We start from the raw sequence: 22,290 nt of genomic DNA on the forward strand, positions 1-22,290 counted from the left end.
CTTACGTCCTTTCAACCAGATGTTTCGTTATGCGCGCTTCCAGCCAGCGGCCGGCGCGTGAGATTGTCTCGACCAGTGCCCAGAAAAACAGCGCCAGCACGAGATTTGCTTCGAGATAGCGGAAGGTTTCCGTGGACATGCGCTGCACTGAATACATGAGTTCAGGCACCGTGATGATCGACAGAATCACTGTTTCCTTGGTCAGAATGATCGAGAAATTGACCAGTGCGGGCAGGGCCGAGACGAGGCCGAGCGGCAGGAGAATCCGACGCACGATGGTTGGTTCCGACATGCCGATGGCTCGGGCGGCCTCAAGCTGTCCCGCTGGCACGGCGAGGAAGCCGGCGCGGAAGATTTCGGCGAAATAGGGGCTGCCGTACACCGTCAGGCCCACGAGCCCCGCAGTCAGCGCCTCGAGCCGCAATCCGATCAGCGGGCCGCCATAATAGAGAACGAAGAGCTGCACCAGAAAGGGCGTGCCGCGAATGATCTCGATATAGGCCTGGATCAGCCAGGAGACCGGGCGCGGCCCGTAGCGCTGCACGAGCGCAATGACAAGACCCAGCGCCATGCCAAAGAGAGTACCCAGCGCCCAGCACAGGATCGTCAGCGCAAAGCCGTTCGACAGGATAGGCCAATATTGTTGCAGGATCGTCAGGCTCATGTGGCGCTCATCCTGTGTTCGAGATAGCGCCCCAGTGCGGCGAGGCAGAGATTGATGAGCAGATAGATGCACGCGGCTGCAACATACACTTCCAGAGGACGGAAAGTGGTTGCCGCCTGTGCCTGACTGGCGCGTGTGACTTCCAGTATGCCGACCACGGAAACCAGCGACGAAGCCTTGACCAGCAGGATCATCTCATTGACGAGGGCAGGCAGTGAAAGCCTGGCCGCCTGCGGCAGGATGATCCGGGTCCAGATATCGCGCGGACCCATGCCGATGGCGGTTGCGGCTTCGGCCTGTCCGGGCGGCAGGGCGATGATCGCACCGCGCCAGATTTCCGAAACATAGGCACTGGAACAGATGCCGACCGTAACCACGGCGGCGACCAGCGCGGGAACATTGATGCCGATGACGGGCAGAAGGTAATAGCAAAGCAGAAGCTGCACCAGCAGCGGCACACCGCGCAGGAAACTAACCCAGAGTGCAGCAAACCTGCGTAGCCAGACTCTGCGGGAAAGTGCCGCCGCGCAGATCAGCGCGCCGATCACCAGTCCCAGTCCGATGCCCAGCAAGGATATCAGCAGCGTAAAACGCGCCGCCCAGAAGAGCGGCCCAAAACTGGCCAGGAAGGTCGAGGTGGAAAACATCGCTGCTCCGTTTGGTGGCGGGCAGGATTGCTCCTGCCCGCATGTCGTATCACTTGGTCGGAACTTCGCGAGGCAGTTCGGTATAGGTACCCAGCCACTTCTCCTGAATGGTCTTGATGCGGCCGTCATCCGTCATCTTGAGGATCGCGTCATTCACTGCCTTGATGAAGCTTGCACTGTCGGCGTCCTTGCGAGCGACCCAGGCGAAGTAGGTCGGGTTGCCAAAGGTCGGCTTGTCGAACATCGCGAAGGTTTCCGGCCGTGTCTTCACCAGATAGGTAAGGTTGGGCAAGGAGCCGGCGACGGCATCCAGACGTCCGGCCGCCAGGTCGGCATAAGCCTCATCGGTGGTGCCGTATTCCTTGACGTTGACGCCGCCCAGGCTTTCCCCGAAAGCCTGCAACTGCTTGAACTGCGCGGTGCCCTGCTGGACGCCGACGGTCTTGCCCTTGATATCCTCGGGCTTCTTCAGTTCGGTGTTGCTGGCAGCGTGCACCAGCGCCACCGTGGCGTCGGCGATCGGCAGGCTGAAGGCGTAGCGTTCGAGACGCTCGGGGGTGATGGTGACGGGCGCGATCACGATATCGAACTTCTTGACCTCGAGACCGGGAAGTTCCGCAGTCCACGGAATATCCTGGTAAACCGGCTCTGCGCCGAGTTCCTTGGCGACGCCGTCGAAGAGATCCTTCGTCATGCCTTCATACGTGCCGTTGGTCAGCATGTCGAAGGGCGCATAGTGCATATCGGTAGCTGTTTCGATCTTGCCCTTGGCCTTGATATCCGACAGCTGGTCGGCCATTGCAGGCATGGTCAAGCCCAGCACGGCGATACCGAGGAGGGCGGATTTCAATGTTCCCGAAAACGTCATTTTATTTTCTCCCAGATAAACTGCGTGGCGATGTTCGCCCTACAGAACGTTATTAAGCACATTTCACGCGGCGCCGGATATGGCCGCTCACAGAAAAGTCGAGCGGGATGATAACCGAACCCGTCAGGCCAGCATATTGCCGGAGATGATCATGCGCTGGATTTCGCTGGACCCCTCATAGATACGCATGATGCGCAGGTCCCGATTGATCCGCTCTATGGGGAAATCACGCGTGTAACCGTAACCGCCGTGTATTTGCAGCGCTATATCGGCTATTTTCCCGGCTGCTTCGGAAGCGCCGAGCTTGGCCATGGATGCTGCCAGCGAGAAGCGTCCACCATGGTGATGCGCCAGATCGCGCTGGCGCGAGGCTTCCTGCGACAGCAAAAGTGCAGAATGATATGCAAGGGCCATATCGGCGATCATCCATCGGATACCCTGCCGCTCCGACAGCGGCATGCCGCCGATGATGCGTTCTTTCGCATAGGCGATGGCAGCATTCATCGCCGCGCCAGCAAGGCCGAGACATTGGGCGGCCACTTCAATTCGGCCATTGTCGAGCACCTGCATGGCAGTGCGAAAGCCCTTACCCTCTTCGCCGAGCAAAGCATGTTCGGGAAGCGTGCAGTCCAGATTGAGCGTGAAGACATGGCCGCCTTTGAGCCCCATTGTCTTTTCCGCCGGACCCGCCTCGAAACCAGGCGTATCCTTCGGCAGAATGAAAGCAGAAATGCCTCGATGCGCCTTTTCAGGATCAGTTACTGCATAAACCACAATGAAGTCGGCCACACCGCCGTTCGAAATAAAGCACTTTGTGCCTTTGAGATGCCAGCCGCCTTCTATTCGCCTGGCACGTGTCTTCATGTCCGCAGGATCGGAACCAGCCGTCGGCTCGGTGAGCGCGAAGGCGGCGAGCGCTTCGCCGCTGGCAGCTTTGGGCAACCACTCCTGTTTCTGAGCCTCCGTGCCGCCGATCAGGATGGAATCGGTTGCCAGATAATGCGCTGTCAGTGCCGAGGCTGTGGACCCGCAGGCGGCCGCCACGATCGACACGGCTCGCAGCAGAGCGGGCGCGGAAATGCCGCTGCCGCCATAGGCTTCCGGCAAGTTGGCTCCCATCATGCCCGCTTCGCGGAGCGTGGCGATCTGCCGGTCGACAAAGCGCGATGTCTCGTCGGTTTCTGCCGCCAGCGGCGCAATCTTGTCAGCACATATCCGCTCCAGCACATCGCAGAACATGCTCTCTTCTTCGGCCAGCATATGCCAGGGATCATTGATCTGCGTCATGCGCGCTCCTTCAGCCCAAATTCCTTCAACACCGTGGCGATGTCGCCGCCAAGTCGTGGTGCGGCGGTCGCAGCGACGGGCTTGTGTCCATCGAAACGAACTGGCTGTCCAACCACTGGCACCTGACCCAGAACCGAATGGGCAAGCTGGGTGACAAGGCCGCGTGCGGCCGCATGTTCATTGTCGGCGGCCTGCGCGATGTTCCAGATTGGCGCCGCGGGCAGGCCTTCCGCCGCCAGCGCCGTCACCGCATCTTCAGTGGTCATGCTGCCCGACCATTCCTCGATGAAAGCCTTGAGTGCCGGTTCGTGCTCGGTACGGCTGCTGCCGCTGGCAAAACGCGGATCGTCCGCAATCTCCGGTTTGCCCATGAGTTTTGCCAGTTTTCCGAACTGCCCTCCGTTCAGCACTGCGATTACCACCTCTCCGTCACTTGTCTTGAAACAGCCGAAAGGCGTGGATATCGGATGTCGGTTGCCGACACGGCTTGGCAGAACGCCGCTGTAGAAATGCTGGGCGTGACTGGTGGTCAACATCGAAAACAGCGCGTCATACATGGCAACATCGAGCGTCGCGCCATGCCCCGTCGCGTTGCGCTGAACCAGTGCGGCCATAATCGACCAGCTGGCAAACAGGCCCGCGATCAGATCGGCGATGCTTTCGCCGGTTTTCAGTGGCGCGCCGCCTTCCTCGCCGGTCGCTGTCATCAGGCCGGACATGGCCTGCACCACGAGGTCATAGGCTGGAAGGTCCCTGAACGGCCCCTCCTGCCCGAAACCGGAAATGGAACAATAGATGAGCCGGGGATTGGCTTCGCGCAAGGCGGCTGCGCCAAGTCCAAGCCGGGCGGCAACGCCCGGGCGGAAATTTTCGACGACTACATCCACGCGGGCCGCAAGTGTCTGCGCCAGTTCAAGATCGGCCTGGTTTTTAAGATCGAGCGCTATGCTTTTCTTGCCGCGATTGTTGAGCGTGAACAAGGCACTTTCACCCTCCTTGAACGGCCCGACATGTCGATAGTCGTCGCCGGAAAGTGGCTCCAGCTTGATGATCTCCGCGCCCAGATCGGCGAGTAGTGCCGTGCAATACGGCCCCGCGAGAACGCGGGACAGATCGAGCACCCGGATTCCCGTCAGCGGGCCGCTCATATTTTCCACTCCCGGCCCGGGATTTCGGTCCGTTCGATTCGATCGTCTACGATAATGATGGAAGTACGTTCTGCAGGGAGACAGCTCCTCTGCTTTCCCTCCATACGCGCGGTGGCATGCGTCAATATCTGCATCTGGGCTTGCTCCCGAAAGCCTCGCTATTTTTTGTGAGCTAATCATAAAAAATTGTATATGTCTAAACTTATTTCTCTATATGTTTAAACTTATCGGTGCGGTAAACTGGCGGACGCGATGTGGGCGTTCGTATTGCGAAAGTCGGAATGGACATGTATCGTTCGGCGCTGAGCATGTTGAATTGCTGCTGCGTGTCCTGGGAATTGATGCAGGAGCGACGGCTGCAGGACGTAAATTCGATGCCAAACAGGCTAGCCAGCGACGTCCGGGCTGCGAGGCGTCATGGGGTGCGAAATGGCATGCATCTTGACCATGATCGTATGATCGCTGATTACCTGATTTCTATCGGCGGATTGCAGGAGTGCATGTGATCGACAAGCGATCTGGCGGCCATCTGGGCTCAACGTCTCCAAAAGCACAGAAAATTGCCAGCGAAGTGCGGCGCCGCATCGTTGAACTTGAATGGCGTCAGGGCGACCGAATTCCAGACGAGGCCGATCTTGCGATCGAGTTTGACGCCGCGCGAGCGACCGTCAACAAGGCATTGCAGCTTCTGGCTGACGAAGGATTGTTGGACCGCCGCCGCCGAGCGGGTACCCGTATCGCGATCGATCCGGTGCGCAAGGCGACAGTCTCAATCTCGATTGTGCGTGAACAGGTCGAACAGGCCGGCATGGTCTACAGTTATCGCGTCGTTGCGCAGCGGAAAAGTCCGATCCCGGCAGAGGTTGCGGCGCGGCTTGGTCTTCCGGAAGGGGAAATTCTCGTTCATATGCGGGCTGTGCATTACGGCAATGGCCAGCCCTTCCAGCTGGAGGACCGCTGGGTCAATCTGCGCGCGTCACCAGAACTTGAAAAGGCCGACTTCTGGCAACTGAATGCCAATGAATGGCTGGTGCGCAACGCGCCTTATTTGAGAGCTGACCTGACATTTTCAGCCGAAAATGCCAATCGCCGCGATGCCAGATTACTGCAGACCGAACCGGGACAGGCATTGCTGATCATGCACCGCACGACCTGGAACGCCCTGGGCCCGATCACGACCGCCCGGGTGGCGTTCCAGCCCGGCCATCTCGTAAGTACAGAAAAAGCTGCGAACCGAGGCTGAGTTTGATCGCGTCATGCTGCGGAAAACTGTGATTGCCACCTCGGCAAGGTAGACACATCGGCCGGGGACCGAACTCACTTATGGCGAGACAGCCATTACAGTTCACGGCAGCGCTCGGTTCAAGCGCGCCTTGTACCATAGAGATCAGGCTGCTTCTTTCAAAATAGCGCGGATAGGCTGGGGTGCGGTGCCGAGATAACCCGCAACCATCCGGGTGATATGTTCCACAATATCCGCTTCATCGGAAAGGGAGTGGCCGCAGTCATTGAGAACGATGGCATGGGTCAATGTCTCCACGGTCGTCACGCAAATGAATGCGGCCGTATCCAGGTCTTTGAGCTGAATGTCGTCCTTGCATTTTTCGAGATAATGCCGAACCAAATCCAGCGTATCCTTTCGGATGGCTTCCACCTCGGCGAGTTTTCCAATTCTGGGCACTTCTTCCTTGAAGATGCGGTGGAGATCCGGGTCGACCCGGTGTGCAGCAATCATCGCGCGAATGAGTTCCCGCATGGCACTGTTCAGGTCGTCTGAGGCGCATGCCTGCATCGCGTTTTCCAACAGAGCCAGAATTTCACGATTATGTCTGGCGACGAGCGCAGCCACAAGCGACTCCTTGTTGGGAAAATACTGATAGAGCGATCCAATACTCACGCCTGCCACGGCGGCGACACGATTTGTGCTGGTTCGAGCGTATCCTTCGCGCACCAAAACGCGAGCAGTGGCATCCAGTATCGCCTCGACAGTCATCCGTGACCTCTCTTGCGAGGCCGATTTTCTGGGGGTTGTGGCGCTGAACTTGCTCATATCCTCGATTTTCCTAATGCGAGTAGACAATGCGAGTAAACACTCACATATTTTGTATAAATCGTCAACAACAATGAACGTGAATAATATTTCTGCGATCAAGTGTCGAAATTGAACTTTCCTGTTCCGCGTTCAAAATAGATAACAAGAGTTTTACAATATGATGAAGGTCGTCCGAGGATTTTTACTTGTTTCTGTGGTGGTACTCGCAGCTGGCTGCGTCAGTTCCGGGCAAAAAGACGTTTCCGTTGCAGAATGTGCTCTTGCAGGGCATGGTGAAACATTCAAGGAAAAATGCAACGCGCCAAAACTGGGCTGGAAGGGCGCGAATGCGAGCGATTTCACCTTTAGCCACTAATCGACCGCTAATGGTCGAAAATCTCGGTACTCGGTCACCAGTCTCTGACAGCTTCACGAGGAAAGATGAAGCGAAGGGAGATCAGTTCAATCGGTCACGTCGAAAGGCTATGGCCGAAACCGAGAAATCGTCAAAGCCGGATTAGACGATGGGTGCGTTTCTGGCGTCGAAAGGTCTGGGACGCTCGGAAACCGTACGGGCGGCATTTTCAATCAAGGGGCCAAAATTGTCGCTGAAGCTTTCTACCGACCATTCCTGTAGATTGCCAGCGATATGGATTGCTCCGATGGGCACGCCCTTTGCATCGGTAACCGGCGCGCCGATTGCTATTTCGTGGGCCAGCAACTGACGGCAGAGAACGGAGTGTCCCCGTCTGCGCGTGGCATCGACCTGTTCCATTACGCCAGCAAGATCGGTGATGGTATAGGGCGTGAACGGGGTGAGGTCGGAACGGTTTACGATATCCGCAATTCGGTCGTCCGGCAGGCGCGACAGGACTGCGATGCCGCCCGCCGTGCAGTAAGTCGGAACCGCATTACCGACGATGGTTGCGCTGAAGACTTCGTGTTTTGACGGCATACGCAGGGCATAGACCAGCCGTATATCATCGAAAAGCGATAGATCCACACGTTCGCGCACCCTTCGGCGTAGTTCCAGCATAACCGGATTGGCTCGCTGGAGCATCGGGTTCAGCCGCAGAAAATCATGTGTCATATCCAGAATTCGCAAGCCGGGAAGATAGCCGCGATCCTCCGGGTCCCGCGCAACCATGCCGAGTTTCATAAGCGAATTGACGATGCGCTGCGTCGCGCTGCGATCGAGTCCCGATGCGGTCGCAATCTGCGTAAGGGATAGGGGGTGTCGAGCGCTCTGGAAGGCGGACAGTACAGCGACCGTGCGCGCAACCGAACGTAGAAACAAGGGGTCGTCTTTGAATTCATCCGCTTCGTCAGGGTCGAAAGTGGACAATCCGGTCAGGTCGCGAAATTGGTTCATGGGCGCAAGCTTTAGTCGCCATTCATAGATTGACAAGGAGCAAAATTGATTCCTATCATAAAAACAATATAGATGTATCGCTGACAGATACACACTTTCGCTCTGGGGATAAAATCGGTATATGGGAGTATGCTCGTGCTCAAGCGCGTGGCTGTGGCTGGCTTCTTGCATGAAACGAACACCTTCGCCTCGGCGCCAGCCGATATGGCGGCGTTTGTCCAGGGGGGCGGATATATTCCGCTCTCTCGCGGCGAGGCGGTTCTTCAAAATGCGCGGAATGTAAATCTTGGCATTGCCGGTGCGCTGGATTTCGCTCGCGAAGCCGGGTGGGAAGTCGTTCCCATTTTGTGGGCCGGTGCTATTCCGTCCGCCCCGGTCACCCGGGATGCCTATGAAACTATCGTTTCAGAAATTGTCGAAGGGCTCAGGGATTGCGGCCGCCTCGACGGGATATTCATCGACTTGCATGGTGCTATGGTCGCCGCGCATGTCGACGATGGCGAGGGGGAGCTGCTTGAGCGTGTGCGGGCGGTTCGCCCGACCGAACCGATAGCTGTCGCCCTCGACCTCCACGGAAATATCACGCGAAGGATGTTCGAACACTGCGACGTGATGGTAGGTTTTCGTACCTATCCTCATGTTGATATGGCCGAAACCGGCTACCGGGCGGCACAAGCGTTGCAAGCCTTGATGGACAAGCCGAAGGGCTGGCACAAGGCGATGCGGCAGGGTGATTACCTAATCCCGATTGCCTGGCAATGCACGGATGAGGAGCCGGCTAAAGGCCTTTATGCCCTGACGGCGGAGCTGCCTGAGAATGTGTTGACGGCATCCTTGTTCATGGGCTTTCCGGCAGCAGACTTTGCCGAATGCGGTCCGTCCGTTTTCGCCTATGGTTGGGATCGGACGGCCGTTGAGGCCCACGCAAACGCGATCATTGCCGCATTGGCCGCTGCCGAACCCTCCTTTGCGGGCACGGCTTATCAGCCAGAGGAGGGAGTGGCGAAGGCGATTGAGCTGGCGCGAGACGCACGCCGACCGATCATCATCGCAGATACTCAGGATAATCCGGGAGCAGGTGGCAGTTCCGATACGACCGGGATGCTTCGTGCACTCGTGGCCTGTGGTGCGGAGCGGGCTTCCATCGGGTGCATTCACGACCCGGAAGCGGCAAGGATTGCACATCAGGCCGGAGAGGGAGCGGCGGTGGAAATCGCGCTCGGCGGCAAGTCGGGGATTGAGGGCGACGCGCCGTTCAAGGCCCTGTTTACCGTGGAAAAGCTTTCGGACGGCAAGGCTCATGCGACAGGACCCTACTACGGTGGAACCTGGCTGAACATGGGGCCGTCAGCATGCCTGCGTGTGGGCGGCACACGGATCGTCGTCACCACCAATCTCGCCCAGATGGCGGATCGTGCGCTTTATCGCATGGTGGGTATCGAGCCGGAAAAGGAAGCCATTCTCGTCAATAAGAGCTCGGTACATTTTCGTGCAGACTTTGCACCCATTGCCGAACAACTCCTGGTCTGCACCGCACCGGGCGCGATGCCGCTCAGCCCGGCCAGACTATCATGGAAAAATTTGCGTTCGGGCATACGGCTGGAGCCGCTCGGACTGGAATTCAAATAAAAACAAAAACAACCTTCAGAGGAACCCAAGCAGATGCAGTTTTTCAAATCTCCTGAACCTGGCCCCGTTCTTCGCAGGCTTAAATTTGGCCTTGCCGCTTCCCTGTTTGCTCTGGGCGCTGGCAACGCATGGGCGGAAACCACACTCACTGCCGTAATGCATTCGGATTTGCGCATCCTCGATCCGATAATCACGACTGCGCATATCACCCGCGATCATGCCTATATGATCTATGACGTGTTGATCGCCGTAGACGAGAACTTCAAGCCTCAGCCGCAGATGGCCGACTGGACCGTTTCAGACGACAAGAAGGTCTATACTTTCACGCTGCGCGACGGTCTGAAATTCCACGATGGAGCGCCCGTCACGGCTGCTGATGCCGTGGCTTCACTGGAACGCTGGTCCAAGCGCGATGCTGGTGGCCAGCTTATCATGGACATCACAGATTCGCTTAAGGCGACCGATGACAAAACCCTTGTGTGGACCCTGAAAGAGCCGTTCGCGCCCTTCCTCGATACACTGGCCAAGCAGGCGGCACTGCCTCCTTTCATCATGCCCGCGCGTATCGCGGCGACGCCCGCCGATACAGCCATCACCGAACATATAGGTTCTGGGCCGTTCAAATTCGTGCCGGGTGAGTTCCAGCCCGGCGTCGGCGTGAGCTACGTCAAGAATGAGGATTATGTTCCGCGTAAGGAACCAGCAAACTGGATGGCTGGCGGCAAGGTCGTCAATGTCGACAAGGTTCGCTGGGTGACGATGACCGATGCGCAGACAGCCGTAAATGCCCTGACCAGCGGCGAGATCGACTATATCGAGCAGGTACCGGTTGATCTCGTTCCATTGCTCGAAGGTGACGATAGTGTTGTGCTGGAGCAGCGAGATCCGTTGGGATACCAAACGATGGGCCGTCTCAACTTCAAGCATCCGCCTTTCGACAATCCCGATATCCGCCGGGCAGCTTTTCTCGCCATGTCGCAGGAGCCGGTGCTTGCCGCTCTGATGGCTGATCCGAACTATTACAAGGTTTGTGGGGCGATTTTTGGTTGCGGAACGCCCAATGCCACTAATGTCGGCTCCGAGAGCATCACAGGGCAGGGCAATATCGAAGAAGCGAAGGCGCTGTTGCAGAAGGCGGGCTATGACGGCAAGCCGGTTGTGCTGATGCAGCCGACGGATGTTACCAGCCTGTCGCCGCAGCCCGTTGTTGCCGCACAACAGCTGAGAGCCGCCGGGTTTAACGTCGACATGCAGCCGATGGATTGGCAAACGCTGGTCGGCCGTCGTGCGTCCAAGGACGAACCGTCCAAGGGTGGATGGAATATCTTCTTCACGAACTGGCAGATACCGGAAATCTGGACGCCGCTGAACTCGGTCATGTTGAATGGCCGTGGCGATCAAGGCTGGTTCGGCTGGCCGCAGGATGACAAGATCGAAGCGCTGAAGAAAGAATATATTTCAGCCCAGACGCCTGAAGATCAGAAAGCTGTGGTCGAGAAGATCCAGGCGCACACGCTTGAGAATGTGCTCTACATCCCGCTCGGCGAATACAACCCGCCTCAGGGACGTCGTGCCAATATCGTTGAGATGCTTGGTTCGCCCGTGCCGGTCTTCTGGAACGTGAAGAAGAACGAAGAGTAACTTTGCCCGCCGTTATCTTACCCATCTGTTTTGGGCGCGATAACTCCCAGTCCACCGCGGAGCCGGTTTTTTCAGCCGGTTCCGCATCACGCGGGGCGTGCATATGGCTGTCTATCTCATAAAACGCATTTTTGCGCTGGTGCCGGTGTTGTTGCTGGTATCGATTTTCGTATTCCTCCTCCTGAGACTGACGCCGGGCGATCCGGCTGCAATTCTCGCGGGGGATGCCGCGACGACGGAGCAATTGGAGCGTATTCGTGAGGCCATGGGCCTTAATGAACCGATTCTGACGCAATATTTCACATGGATGGGGAAGATCTTTCAGGGAGATCTTGGTGTTTCGTTGATTTCGGGCGTGCCTGTTCTTGATATGGTTTCACAGCGCATCGGACCGACGATTTCGATCGCTGTCCTGACCATCATCATTGCGATCCTTGTTGCGATACCGATGGGTGTACTTGCTGCATGGCGGCACCGCTCATGGATCGACTATCTGGTAATGAGCTTTTCCGTTCTCGGCTTCTCCGTCCCGGTTTTTCTGGTCGGCTATGTGCTGTTGCTGGTCTTTTCCGTCAATCTGGGCTGGCTGCCGGTACAGGGGTTCAAACCGATCTCGGCGGGTTTGGGCGCCTTCATGGAGCGGGCCATCCTGCCTGCGCTGACACTGGCTTCCATCTATATCGCTCTTATCGCCCGCATGACCCGTGCGGGGATGCTGGACGTGCTGGGCGAGGATTATATCCGGACCGCGCGTGCCAAAGGTGTCAGTGATCGCCGTCTTCTGTTCGTGCATGCTTTGAAGAATGCGGCCGTGCCTGTCGTTACCATTGTGGGGACGGGCTTCGCGCTGCTGATCTCCGGCGTCGTGGTCACGGAAAGCATCTTCAACATACCCGGTATCGGCCGCCTGACGGTCGATGCGGTGCTTGCCCGCGATTATCCGGTAATTCAGGCCATGATCCTGCTGACGAGTGCACTCTATGTGTTCGTCAATCTGCTGATCGATCTCTCATACACATTGTTCGACCCGAGGATTCGTTATTGATGTGCACAGAATCGACATCGGCTGGCATGCACTGGATGCTTCGCCTGTTTTCGCTGCCGCGCGTCGCCCGCGTTGGCATCGGACCGCTGATTGCTGCCTTGCTTCTCGCCGCAATCATTATTCTCACCCTGATCTCTCCGTGGATCGCACCCCATGATCCGCTGGCCATGAACCCGATGATGCGTCTCAAGCCACCTTCAGACGAATATCTGCTTGGCACGGACAATTACGGTCGGGACCTTTTCTCGCGTATGATCCTCGGGGGGCGCATTTCCCTCCTCATCGGGCTTTTCGCGGCGGCTTCCTCGATAATGGTCGGTGTATTCATCGGTCTCATCGCCGGATTCTTCCGTACTGCTGATGCAATCATCATGCGTATGATGGATGCGCTGATGGCGATGCCCTCGATCCTGATCGCCATTGCGCTGGTCGCGCTTAATGGGCCCTCCATTGGTTCGGTGATCGTGGCGATCACCATTCCGGAAATTCCCCGGGTGGTGCGTTTGGTCCGTTCAGTCATTCTCAGTGCCAGAGAGGAGCCTTATGTCGAGGCCGCCTTGGCGCTCGGTTCCAGCACGCCGAAAATCCTGTTCCGACATCTTCTGCCGAACACAATGGCACCGCTGATCGTGCAGGGCACATATATCGTTGCATCGGCGATCCTTACCGAAGCAATCCTTTCCTTCCTTGGAGCTGGCATCAGCACCGAGATACCGACCTGGGGGAACATCATGGCGGAAGGGCGCCAGTTCTTTCGCATCAAGCCGTCGATCGTGCTCTGGCCGGGACTTTTGCTGACGCTATGCGTCCTTTCTATCAACCTTCTGGGCGATGCGGCACGCGACACACTCGATCCGCGCCTGAAAAAGCGGGAGGGCTGACATGGAACTGCGAAATCGTGACTTTTCGGCAGAACCTGTCGTTTTGGAAGTGGATAATCTTGCCGTGGCACTTCCCGCAGGCACGCCTGTACTTCGTGGCGTGAGCTTCGATATTCGAAAAGGCGAAACCGTCTGTCTGGTAGGTGAATCGGGTTCGGGAAAATCCGTCACATCCCTCACGGCCATGGGGCTTTTGCCGCAAAATGCACTGCGCGTGACGGGTGGTGTAATCCGCCTCGACGGGCGGGACCTGCTGCAACTATCGCCGGCTGATATGAAGCAGATGCGTGCCACGCGCATCTCGATGATCTTTCAGGAGCCGATGACCGCGCTCAATCCTGTGATGCGGGTCGGAGAGCAGATCACGGAAGTTCTGGATATCCATACCGGGCTTTCGGCTGCCGCCAAGCGTGCCAAAGTCATCAATATCATGGAGCAGGTCCATCTGCCGGACGTGGAACGCATCTACCAAAGCTATCCGCATCAGTTGTCGGGCGGCCAGCGCCAGCGCATCATGATTGCCATGGCGCTTATCCTGGAGCCCGTGGTTCTGATTGCAGATGAGCCGACCACAGCGCTCGACGTAACGACACAGAAGCAGATTCTGTCCCTGATCGCCGAACTACAGGAAAAGCACGGAACAGCGGTGCTGTTCATCACGCATGATATGGGCGTCGTTGCCGAAATCGCGGACCGGGTCTGCGTCATGCGCAGCGGCGAAATCGTGGAGCGTGGCACTATTCGTCAGGTTTTGTCTGAACCTCAACAGCAATACACGAAGGATCTGCTTGGCTCCGTTCCAAGTCTCATCCCTCGCCCTGCACGCGGACAGGAAGAGCGGGAAGCCGTCATCCGGGTGCGTGATCTCGGTATGACTTATCGAAGCGGCGGGCTTTTCAGCAGGAAGCCAGGCGTCGAGGCATCGCGCGCGGTCAGCTTCGATCTCCAGCCGGGGCGAACGCTGGGCATTGTTGGCGAATCGGGTTCAGGCAAAACCACCGTGGCGCGTTCGATCATGCGTCTGATCGAGCCGACGGAGGGAGAAATCGTCGTGGGCGGACGCGACATTGCCCACCTTGGAAAACGCGACATGAAGCCGTTCCGAAAAAAACTTCAGGTAGTCTTTCAGGACCCGTTTCGCTCGCTCAATCCTCGTTGGACCATCGAACAGAGCCTGACCGAAGGGCCGCTGAACTATGGCGTTCCCTATGAGGATGCGGTCACTGAAGCGAGGCGTCTGCTCAAGATCGTTTCATTGCCGGAAGATGCGCTGAAGAGATATCCGCATCAGTTTTCGGGCGGGCAGCGCCAGCGCATCGCGATTGCGCGCGCCGTCGCTCTTCGCCCGGACATTCTCGTCGCTGATGAAGCCGTGTCTGCGCTCGATGTGTCCGTGCAGGCGCAGGTTCTCGATCTTCTGGCTGAATTGCAGAAGGATACCGGTATCGCGATTATTTTCATCACGCATGACCTGCGTGTTGCGGCACAGATTTGCGATGAAGTGCTGGTAATGAAGCACGGTCAGGTTGTGGAGCAGGGTAACGCCGCGGACGTGCTCGGCAATCCTTCCCACGACTATACGCGCTCGTTGATCGAAGCCGCCCCGGGCCGCTTCTGGGATTTTGCCGCGGGACGTCCCGCAGCCTAATCGAAGGGCTGCAGGTGGCAGCCCTGGTCTTCAAAGTTTCAAACAGGAATGAAATCATGCCCATCATACCGTTTATTGAGGAGAAAGCCGGCGAGATGCGCGCGGTTTTCGAAGATCTCCATCGTCATCCCGAAATCGGCTTCGAGGAGAAGCACGCTTCCGGTGTTGTGGCCGCTCTGCTGGAAAGATGGGGTTTCGATGAAGTTCATATCGGCATCGCCGGGACCGGCGTCGTCGGCATATTGAAGGGGCGCAATGGTGGCAATCGCCGTATCGGCTTGCGCGCCGATATGGACGCATTGCCCATCGATGAGATTTCCGGCGTCCCCTACAGCTCGCAAAATCCGGGGCGCATGCATGCATGCGGCCATGACGGACACACGACGATGCTGCTTGGCGCCGCACAGTATCTTGCGGCAACGCGCAATTTCGAAGGCAGCGCGGTTTTTGTCTTCCAGCCAGCCGAAGAAGGCCTTGGTGGAGCGCGCAGGATGATTTCGGAAGGGCTTTTCGAGCGATTTCCCTGTGATGAAATCTATGGAATGCACAATCAGCCCCTCGGAACACTGGGCAAAGCCGCGATTCGCAAGGGCGCAGCCATGGCGGGCGCCAGCTTCTTCGACATCAAGCTGACCGGCAAGGGCAGCCATGCGGCCCAGCCGCATAATGCGCGTGACGTACTGGTGATTGGTGCCGATCTCGTGGGCCAACTGCAGACCATTGTTTCCCGCAATATTCCAGCTACGGAAGCCTGTGTCGTCTCCTGCACGCAATTCCATACCGGCAGCGCCTACAACATCGTGCCGGAAGTCGCGACGATCACCGGCACGATCCGTTATTTCGAAAAGCGGGTCTGCGATCTGGCCGAAACCCGCCTGCGCGAGATCTGTTCCGGTATCGCTGCAGGTTACGGCATTACTGTCGATGTCGATATCCGCAACGTGTTTGATGTTCTGCGCAACGATCATGAATTAACCGACGCTTATATCGCTGCAGCACGCGATGTGCTGGGCGAGGAAAACGTGACCGAGGATTGCCCCGCTTTCATGGGCAGCGAAGATTTCGCCGACATGCTAGCCCGCGTTCCCGGTGCTTACATCAATGTGCTGCACGGCGGCAAAGCCGCCCTCCACAATCCTGCCTTTACGCTCGATCCCGCGACGTTGCCCATCGGATCGTCGATCTATGCCCGGATCGTGGAAACCCGTTTGCCAGTGAATAAGGAACTTTCCGCATGAGTGCGCATGAATTGCCGTTCGATCTCAATGAGATGATTGCCCGCTTGCGTCCATGGATCGAAACAGAAAGTCCGACCTTCGACGCGGCCGCCGTGAACCGCTTGGTTGACACTGCGGCCTATGATTTTGCTGCTGCCGGTGCGAGCGTGGAATTCATACCCGGCCGCATGGGCTTTGGCGGGTCGTTGCGTGCCCGTTTTCCCCATGCGGATCAAGGCAGGCCGGGCATTCTGGTTTCCGGCCATCTCGATACGGTCCATCCGCTCGGCGTCATCAATGTGAACCCCTATCGCCGCGAGGACGGCAAGATTTACGGGCCGGGCATCCAGGATATGAAGGGCGGCAATTTCGTGGCCCTTGAGGCAATGCGCCAGATCGCCCGTTCCGGACTGACGACAAAGCTGCCTGTGACGTTCCTGCTGACCCCTGACGAGGAGGTCGGAACGCCCTCCACACGTGATCTGATTGAGCAGGAAGCACTCAAAAACAAATATGTGCTTGTCCCTGAGCCGGCGCGCCGCGACGGTGGTGCCGTCGTGGGACGTTACGCGATTGCGCGCTATAATCTCGAAACGATAGGACGTCCGAGCCATGCTGGCTGGTTGCTCAAGGAAGGTCGTTCTGCAATCCGCCGCATGTCGGAAAAGATACTGGAGATCGAAGCTCTGACGACAGACGACTGCACCTTCTCGGTCGGTGTCATTCATGCGGGACAATGGGTCAATTGCGTATCTTCGAGCTGCAAGGCGGAAGCACTCAGCATGGCCAAGACCCAGCGGGATCTGGAAGAGGGTGTTTCTCGCATCTTGGCGCTTGCCGGCGTGAAAGACGATGTGGAATTCATCGTGACGCGCGGCGTCACGCGCCCGGTTTGGGAACACGGACAGCCGCAAGATATGGAGCTCTTCAACTTCGCCAATGATATTGCGAAGGAGATCGGGTTCACGATGACGGCCCAGAGTTCGGGCGGTGGTTCGGACGGCAATTTCACAGGCGCGCTTGGCGTGCCGACGCTCGATTCCATCGGCGTTCGGGGGGAAGGTCTTCATACCCTGGGTGAACATATCTTCGAGGACAGCCTCATAGAACGGGCGCGTCTCCACGCGGGCTTGTTTCTGCGGCTCAACTGAACAAACGGATACAGCCATGCGCGACAAGAAGCGACTTGCAGCCCATGAGGTTCCAGGTCTTAAGGAAGACGTCACGATCAGGGTCGACCGGTGGGGCGTAGCCCATATTCAGGCGAACAATTTTCATGATCTTTTCTTCGCGCAAGGCTGGAATGCCGCACGTGATCGCCTCTGGCAGATCGATATCGCGCGCAAGCGCGGTCTCGGCCTGCTGGCACGTGATTTCGGCCCCGGCTATCTCGAACAGGACAGGGCGGCGCGGCTGTTTCTCTATCGCGGCGATATGGCACCCGAATGGAAAGCCTACGGGGCTCACGCGGAAGAAATCTGCTCCGCATTCGCCAATGGGATCAATACCTATATCGATGCCTGCGATGCAGGTTCGATACCACTTCCGCCGGAATTTACGCTGCTTGGCCATCGCCCCGACCGATGGAAGGCGGAAGATGTGGTGCGCGTGCGCACCCACTCGCTGACACGTAATGCATCTTCCGAACTATTGCGGTCAAAGGTGATGGCCGCTGTTGGAAGCGAGCTTGGCGCAAGGCTCGATGGATTGCGCAAGCAGTTGTCGCATGGCGTTGTGTCGAAGCCGGTCGATGGGTTTGATCCGGCGATCATGACGGATCGAGTTTTGCGTGATTTCAATCTTGCGGTCAGTCCGGCGACATACTCCCGTGACAGGCTTTCGGCCACGCTTGAGGATGCAGCACTCTGGACGACCGTTACACCATCCGGTGAGATCATCAGGGCTTCCTTCGAAGAAGGCTCAAACAATTGGGCAATCTCAGCCGAGAAAACCACTACAGCGCGCCCGATACTGGCGCTTGATCCGCATCGGACGCATGTCTTGCCGTCTATTCGTTACGTAGTGCATCTGTCGGCGCCGGGCCTTGATGTGATTGGCGCAGGCGAACCGATGGTGCCGGGAATATCGATGGGTCATAACGGGACTGCCGCTTTCGGGCTCACCATTTTCGGGGCGGATCAGGAAGACATCTATGTCTATCGGACCCGTGAAGATGATCCTGAACGATATGTGTATCGGGATGGTTGGGAAAAACTCACGACCATTACGGAAGCCATTCCAGTAAAAGGTTGTCCAGACCAGTCAGTGACACTGGAGTTTACCCGCCATGGCCCTGTCATCTATCGGGATGCTGTGAACAATAGGGCTTTTGGACTGCGAACCGTCTGGATGGATGCTGGTATGGCACCTTACATGGCCAGCCTCTCCGTCATGGAGGCAAGGAACTATGCGGAATATGTCAAAGCGTTGAATGGATGGGGCTGTCCGTCCGTCAATCACATTTACGCGGATACGACCAATAAGATTGCATGGAAACCCTCCGGTGCGTCGCCCATACGTCAGAATTGGGATGGGTTGCTACCCGTTCCCGGTGATGGGCGCTACGAATGGAACGGTTATCTGCTCCCGCAAGCAGGACCGTGTGAAGTCAATCCCGCGCGTGGTTTCATCGCGACCGCCAATGCGATGAACGTGCCGGATGACTGGGCTGCCGCAAGCCCGGCCATTGGCTATGAATGGCTCGACAGCAGCAGGCACGACACGCTGCATCGAGAACTGTCGCGTGAAACGCCGATTTCCCTTGAGGATTGCGTGAGATTGCAATGTTCGACCTTTTCGCCCATTGCTACGCGCGCTCTGAAATGCCTGAAAGCGATGGGTGTAACGGGCGAGCCCGCCGCATGGCAACTGCTTCGAAACTGGGATGGTAATCTGGCAGCAGATTCAGCTCCTGCCGCCTTGTTTGAAGTTTGGCTCAGCAAGCATCTCGGCCCGCTTGTCGCCCGAAGGGAAGGCGCGGAGCCTCATATCATTCCGATGCTCATGCCGTTCGATGCTCCCAGCATCGTGGAATGGCTGGAAGAAGCGGTGCCGGCAGGAGAGGTCCACAAGAATATTGCACAAAGTCTTGATGATGCCTGGGCAGAATGCGTGTCATTGATGGGAGAGAAGCCGGACGAGTGGTCGTGGGGCCGTGTTCATCGACTCAAGCTCTCTCATCCCCTGCAATCCCTGACGGACGAGGACTGGTCCCTCGCGACTTTGGAGTTGGGCGGTAGCAGCTCCACCCTCAATTATGCCAATTACCGCCTCAATGATTTTTCTGTTCTGGCTGGCCCATCGGTTCGGATGGTGATCGATGTGGGAGAATGGGACAACAGCCTGTTCGTCAACAATCCGGGACAGTCTGGCTTGCCCGGCTCGCCCCATTACAAGGACCTTCTTCCCCGCTGGCACGAGGGCGCCCATTGTCCCCTGGTCTATTCACCAAATGCCGTGCAGGCTGCGACTGTGCACACGATCATGCTGAAAGCATAACCCAACAAGGTTGCCGTCCCGCCTTCCGTCGTATCCGGGCCGGAGAGGGATCATTCGCTGACTGCTTCCTCATCCTCCATAATACACTTGTGGATGGCTGTGCAGGCTTCCTGTTCGAGGATCAAATGGATGATTAACGTCTCTATGGCTGAAAAGCCACGACGAAGCCGAAGTTTTGACCGAAATTCCGAAAACGATAAGGCCCTACGCTGATTCTTTTCTGAGGAGATCTACAGTGTTCCAACGCATCCATGTAGCCGGGGCTGCCGCACTGCTCCTTGGTACTGCACTTTCCGGTATCGCCGTAGCGGGTGATGGCGGTGGGATCGACGCGATCCGGCTGTCCTCTGGCGGATTGGCGGAAATTTCCAGAAAAGCCGTCCCAACGGCTGACGGAACGATACAGATCGAAGTGCCTTTCGACCAGGTCGACGACGTTCTGAAAAGCCTCGTCTTGAATGGCAACGCTGGAACGATCGATCGGGTATCGCTCGCCGGACCAAGGCCTCTCGAGGAAACTTTCAAGGGCCTGCCGTTCACGCCTGAAACTTTAGCGTCAGCGCCTGCACTTCTCGCGTCCATGCAAGGTACGGTGGTATCGGTCACGAGTGGCGGAAAAACAGTGACGGGCAAGGTTCTTGGCGTGGAAACGCGCGACAGCGAGAAAACGGCTGAACGTGCACTGCTGACAGTGCTTGGCAAGGACGACCGGATTGACACACTCAAACTTGGCGACGATGCCGCGTTGACAGTCGAAGATCCGGAAATGCGCCAGAAACTGGCCGACGCCGTTGCGGCGACGGGACGCGCAAAGAATGACGGTGCACGTGTCGTTAATGTGCATATTGCCGGAACTGGTGGACAAGAAGTCCGGCTTAACTATGTGATCGCCGCGCCGATCTGGAAGACAGCCTATCGGGTGGTTGTCGGCAAGGACGCCAAGGCTCGTCTTCAGGCGTGGGCCATACTTGAAAATGCCAGCGGAGTAGATTGGAAAGGTGTGAAGATCGCGCTGTCCTCGGCCGATCCCGTTACGTTGAAACAGCGCTTGCATCAGCTCTACTGGAAAGAGCGGTCAGAAGTCGTCGTCAACACGGCGTCGGATAATGTGGCGGCACCCGATACAGGCAACTTGTTAAATCGAGTTCGGACGCGCGCCGCTTCCGATAAAAAAGCCATGATGGCGCCAACCATGGAGACTGTAGCGGAGCAGGCGGCAGTAGCGCCGGCTCCCGCGGACTATGGGGGTGGGACAGGGGAGGCGGAGACTGGCGCAACTGCCACCGAAAGCGACACTTCAGCCACGTTCGATTTGCCCGGCAGCTATGATCTGGCAAATGGCGATACCCTCTCGGTTCCTATTGCGGATGCCTCAGTGGAGGCACAGATGGTTTCTGTCTATACCGCGGGAAGCAAGCTGCGCCATCCGATTGCGGCGATCAAGATCAGCAATTCGACGGGCGCAAGCATGCCGGGCGGTATCCTGACCGTTTATGATGCCAATGCAGGCTATATTGGTGATGCCGAACTCACGGGTTTGCCCAAGGGCGATATACGCATGGCAAGTTTTGCCACGGACCGGAAAGTGACCGTAACCGAGGATCGCAAGCCAACGCAGAAGATCGTGGATATCAAAGTCGTGGATGGGGCGATCCGCACGACAGAAAAACTGCTGGAAACCACGACCTATACGATTTCGGGTGCTCTGGATGGTGAACGGACAATAGTGATCGAACATCCGGTTCGTGAGGGCTGGTCGTTTGTGTCGCAGGCAGAGAACGGTCGGACTGCCACACATCACCGGTTGCAGACAAATGTCGAAGCGGGGGGCGAAGCTTCCGTCACTGCGGTAGACGAACTGCTCCTAAGTAACAGCTACACACTGGCTGATGCGGAACCGGACGTTCTGCTGGGCTGGTCGTCGTCCGCCAGCGACAAGGGAGTGGCGGAAAAGCTTGCACAGCTTGCCGAGGCACGCAGGAAGCAGGTCGATGCGCACAGGGAATTGGAAAAATCCAGTGAAGATATTCAGCGCCTTGCCGGAGAGCAGGAGCGCATTCGCGAAAACATCAGTGCCGTTCCTGAAAATAGCGACTTGAAAACCAAGTATCTGAAAATTCTTGAAGAGAGCGAAACGAGTATCGCTCGGGCTGTTGAAAAACGCGAAGCCGCCCAGAAAGTCGCGGATCTTATCGATGAACAGGTGCGTGAGACGATCCGCCAATTTTGATTGGCCTTGAAGCTCGAGGGGCGGCTTGGCGCCCCCAACACCCATTCGCGGTGCATACCGCGCGGTCCACAGCGTTCCCTGATGGAGGCGAACACATCATGCGGCATGGGTTGAAGCTATTGGGCGTGTGGATTTGGTCGAATAACCAATAGGTTCATTTCAGGCTCGACAAACCTGAAGTGCGCTACATATCAGCAACGCTACTTTTCCATAACCAATTGATTTGTTTGGAGTTCGAATGGTGGGCGTGACAGGGATTGAACCTGTGACCCCTACGATGTCAACGCAATCGGAAAAACTATTAAGCCTTGATTTACACGGTTCTAGACGTTCGGTCAAATGCAAACATTTGCAGAATGGCCTGCCCCCACGAGGTGATCCGTTTGGAATGTTAGTGCATGATCGGTCTGCTTGCCACTGCTGGTGTTGACGCTGGCCCATTTTGTGGAGGCCAGACGGCTGCTTCGGGTGCCGGTGGTTTGT

The 22,290-nt window shown here is 57.3% G+C and carries 18 protein-coding genes; 11 read left to right on the forward strand and 7 right to left on the reverse strand.

Annotated elements, in window-relative coordinates:
* Position 1 precedes the first annotated feature (1 nt).
* The 5 genes from ABWW28_RS20430 to ABWW28_RS20450 all read right to left on the reverse strand — a co-directional run bounded on the left by ABWW28_RS20430 (position 2) and on the right by ABWW28_RS20450 (position 4,614).
* Positions 2 to 664, reverse strand: coding sequence for an amino acid ABC transporter permease (locus tag ABWW28_RS20430; protein ID WP_021585353.1), 663 nt, complete (start codon positions 662 to 664; stop codon positions 2 to 4).
* A complete protein-coding gene (locus tag ABWW28_RS20435) occupies positions 661 to 1,311 on the reverse strand; it encodes an amino acid ABC transporter permease (RefSeq protein WP_112670922.1) in 651 nt (216 codons plus the stop codon). The genes ABWW28_RS20430 and ABWW28_RS20435 overlap by 4 nt, the downstream gene beginning before the upstream one ends.
* A gap of 49 nt (positions 1,312 to 1,360) precedes the next feature.
* Positions 1,361 to 2,179, reverse strand: coding sequence for a transporter substrate-binding domain-containing protein (locus ABWW28_RS20440; RefSeq protein ID WP_006473203.1), 819 nt, complete (start codon positions 2,177 to 2,179; stop codon positions 1,361 to 1,363).
* Between the two features lie 123 nt (positions 2,180 to 2,302).
* Complete coding sequence (locus ABWW28_RS20445) at positions 2,303 to 3,466, reverse strand: acyl-CoA dehydrogenase family protein (protein WP_176588259.1); 1,164 nt, start codon at positions 3,464 to 3,466, stop codon at positions 2,303 to 2,305.
* Positions 3,463 to 4,614, reverse strand: a complete 1,152-nt coding sequence (locus tag ABWW28_RS20450; RefSeq protein WP_113342362.1) for a CaiB/BaiF CoA transferase family protein — start codon at positions 4,612 to 4,614, stop codon at positions 3,463 to 3,465. Before ABWW28_RS20450 ends, ABWW28_RS20445 begins: the two co-directional genes overlap by 4 nt.
* Before the next feature lie 502 nt (positions 4,615 to 5,116).
* Between ABWW28_RS20450 and hutC the strand changes: the two genes are divergently transcribed.
* Positions 5,117 to 5,857 carry a histidine utilization transcriptional repressor HutC gene (gene hutC / locus ABWW28_RS20455; protein WP_006469507.1) on the forward strand — a complete coding sequence of 247 codons (741 nt, stop codon included), beginning with the start codon at positions 5,117 to 5,119 and terminating at the stop codon, positions 5,855 to 5,857.
* Positions 5,858 to 6,001: 144 nt separating this feature from the next.
* Here hutC and ABWW28_RS20460 read toward each other — a convergent pair whose 3' ends face one another.
* Entirely contained in the window at positions 6,002 to 6,664 is a 663-nt protein-coding gene (locus ABWW28_RS20460) for a TetR/AcrR family transcriptional regulator (protein WP_025091796.1), read from the reverse strand.
* Positions 6,665 to 6,824: 160 nt separating this feature from the next.
* On the opposite strand from ABWW28_RS20460, the gene ABWW28_RS20465 reads away from it, so the two are divergent.
* The gene (locus tag ABWW28_RS20465; RefSeq protein WP_006469505.1) at positions 6,825 to 7,022 is read left to right on the forward strand and encodes a hypothetical protein; all 198 of its coding nucleotides are present in this window, start codon (positions 6,825 to 6,827) and stop codon (positions 7,020 to 7,022) included.
* A gap of 141 nt (positions 7,023 to 7,163) precedes the next feature.
* Here ABWW28_RS20465 and ABWW28_RS20470 read toward each other — a convergent pair whose 3' ends face one another.
* Positions 7,164 to 8,018 carry an IclR family transcriptional regulator gene (locus ABWW28_RS20470; RefSeq protein WP_006473198.1) on the reverse strand — a complete coding sequence of 285 codons (855 nt, stop codon included), beginning with the start codon at positions 8,016 to 8,018 and terminating at the stop codon, positions 7,164 to 7,166.
* 129 nt (positions 8,019 to 8,147) lie between these two features.
* Between ABWW28_RS20470 and ABWW28_RS20475 the strand changes: the two genes are divergently transcribed.
* The 9 genes from ABWW28_RS20475 to ABWW28_RS20515 all read left to right on the forward strand — a co-directional run bounded on the left by ABWW28_RS20475 (position 8,148) and on the right by ABWW28_RS20515 (position 21,807).
* On the forward strand, positions 8,148 to 9,647 hold the full coding sequence (locus tag ABWW28_RS20475) for a M81 family metallopeptidase (RefSeq protein ID WP_006469504.1): 1,500 nt from the start codon (positions 8,148 to 8,150) through the stop codon (positions 9,645 to 9,647).
* A 33-nt stretch (positions 9,648 to 9,680) separates the two neighbouring features.
* Positions 9,681 to 11,288, forward strand: coding sequence for an ABC transporter substrate-binding protein (locus ABWW28_RS20480; RefSeq protein ID WP_113342359.1), 1,608 nt, complete (start codon positions 9,681 to 9,683; stop codon positions 11,286 to 11,288).
* 103 nt (positions 11,289 to 11,391) lie between these two features.
* On the forward strand, positions 11,392 to 12,333 hold the full coding sequence (locus tag ABWW28_RS20485; RefSeq protein WP_006473197.1) for an ABC transporter permease: 942 nt from the start codon (positions 11,392 to 11,394) through the stop codon (positions 12,331 to 12,333).
* 35 nt (positions 12,334 to 12,368) lie between these two features.
* Positions 12,369 to 13,214: an ABC transporter permease gene (locus ABWW28_RS20490; RefSeq protein ID WP_376780813.1), complete on the forward strand. Its 846-nt coding sequence runs from the start codon at positions 12,369 to 12,371 to the stop codon at positions 13,212 to 13,214.
* Position 13,215: 1 nt separating this feature from the next.
* Positions 13,216 to 14,862: an ABC transporter ATP-binding protein gene (locus ABWW28_RS20495; protein ID WP_006469500.1), complete on the forward strand. Its 1,647-nt coding sequence runs from the start codon at positions 13,216 to 13,218 to the stop codon at positions 14,860 to 14,862.
* 56 nt (positions 14,863 to 14,918) lie between these two features.
* A complete protein-coding gene (locus ABWW28_RS20500; RefSeq protein ID WP_036565989.1) occupies positions 14,919 to 16,100 on the forward strand; it encodes a M20 aminoacylase family protein in 1,182 nt (393 codons plus the stop codon).
* Positions 16,097 to 17,230 carry a M20/M25/M40 family metallo-hydrolase gene (locus tag ABWW28_RS20505; protein ID WP_006469498.1) on the forward strand — a complete coding sequence of 378 codons (1,134 nt, stop codon included), beginning with the start codon at positions 16,097 to 16,099 and terminating at the stop codon, positions 17,228 to 17,230. The genes ABWW28_RS20500 and ABWW28_RS20505 overlap by 4 nt, the downstream gene beginning before the upstream one ends.
* Positions 17,231 to 17,246: 16 nt before the next feature.
* Positions 17,247 to 19,577 (forward strand): penicillin acylase family protein, encoded by a 2,331-nt coding sequence (locus ABWW28_RS20510; protein ID WP_006469497.1) that lies wholly within the window; start codon positions 17,247 to 17,249, stop codon positions 19,575 to 19,577.
* A 235-nt stretch (positions 19,578 to 19,812) separates the two neighbouring features.
* Positions 19,813 to 21,807, forward strand: coding sequence for a DUF4139 domain-containing protein (locus ABWW28_RS20515; protein ID WP_050791030.1), 1,995 nt, complete (start codon positions 19,813 to 19,815; stop codon positions 21,805 to 21,807).
* Positions 21,808 to 22,290 lie beyond the last annotated feature (483 nt).

The organism is Brucella sp. NBRC 14130, from assembly GCF_040371715.1.
Lineage (GTDB): Bacteria > Pseudomonadota > Alphaproteobacteria > Rhizobiales > Rhizobiaceae > Brucella > Brucella intermedia.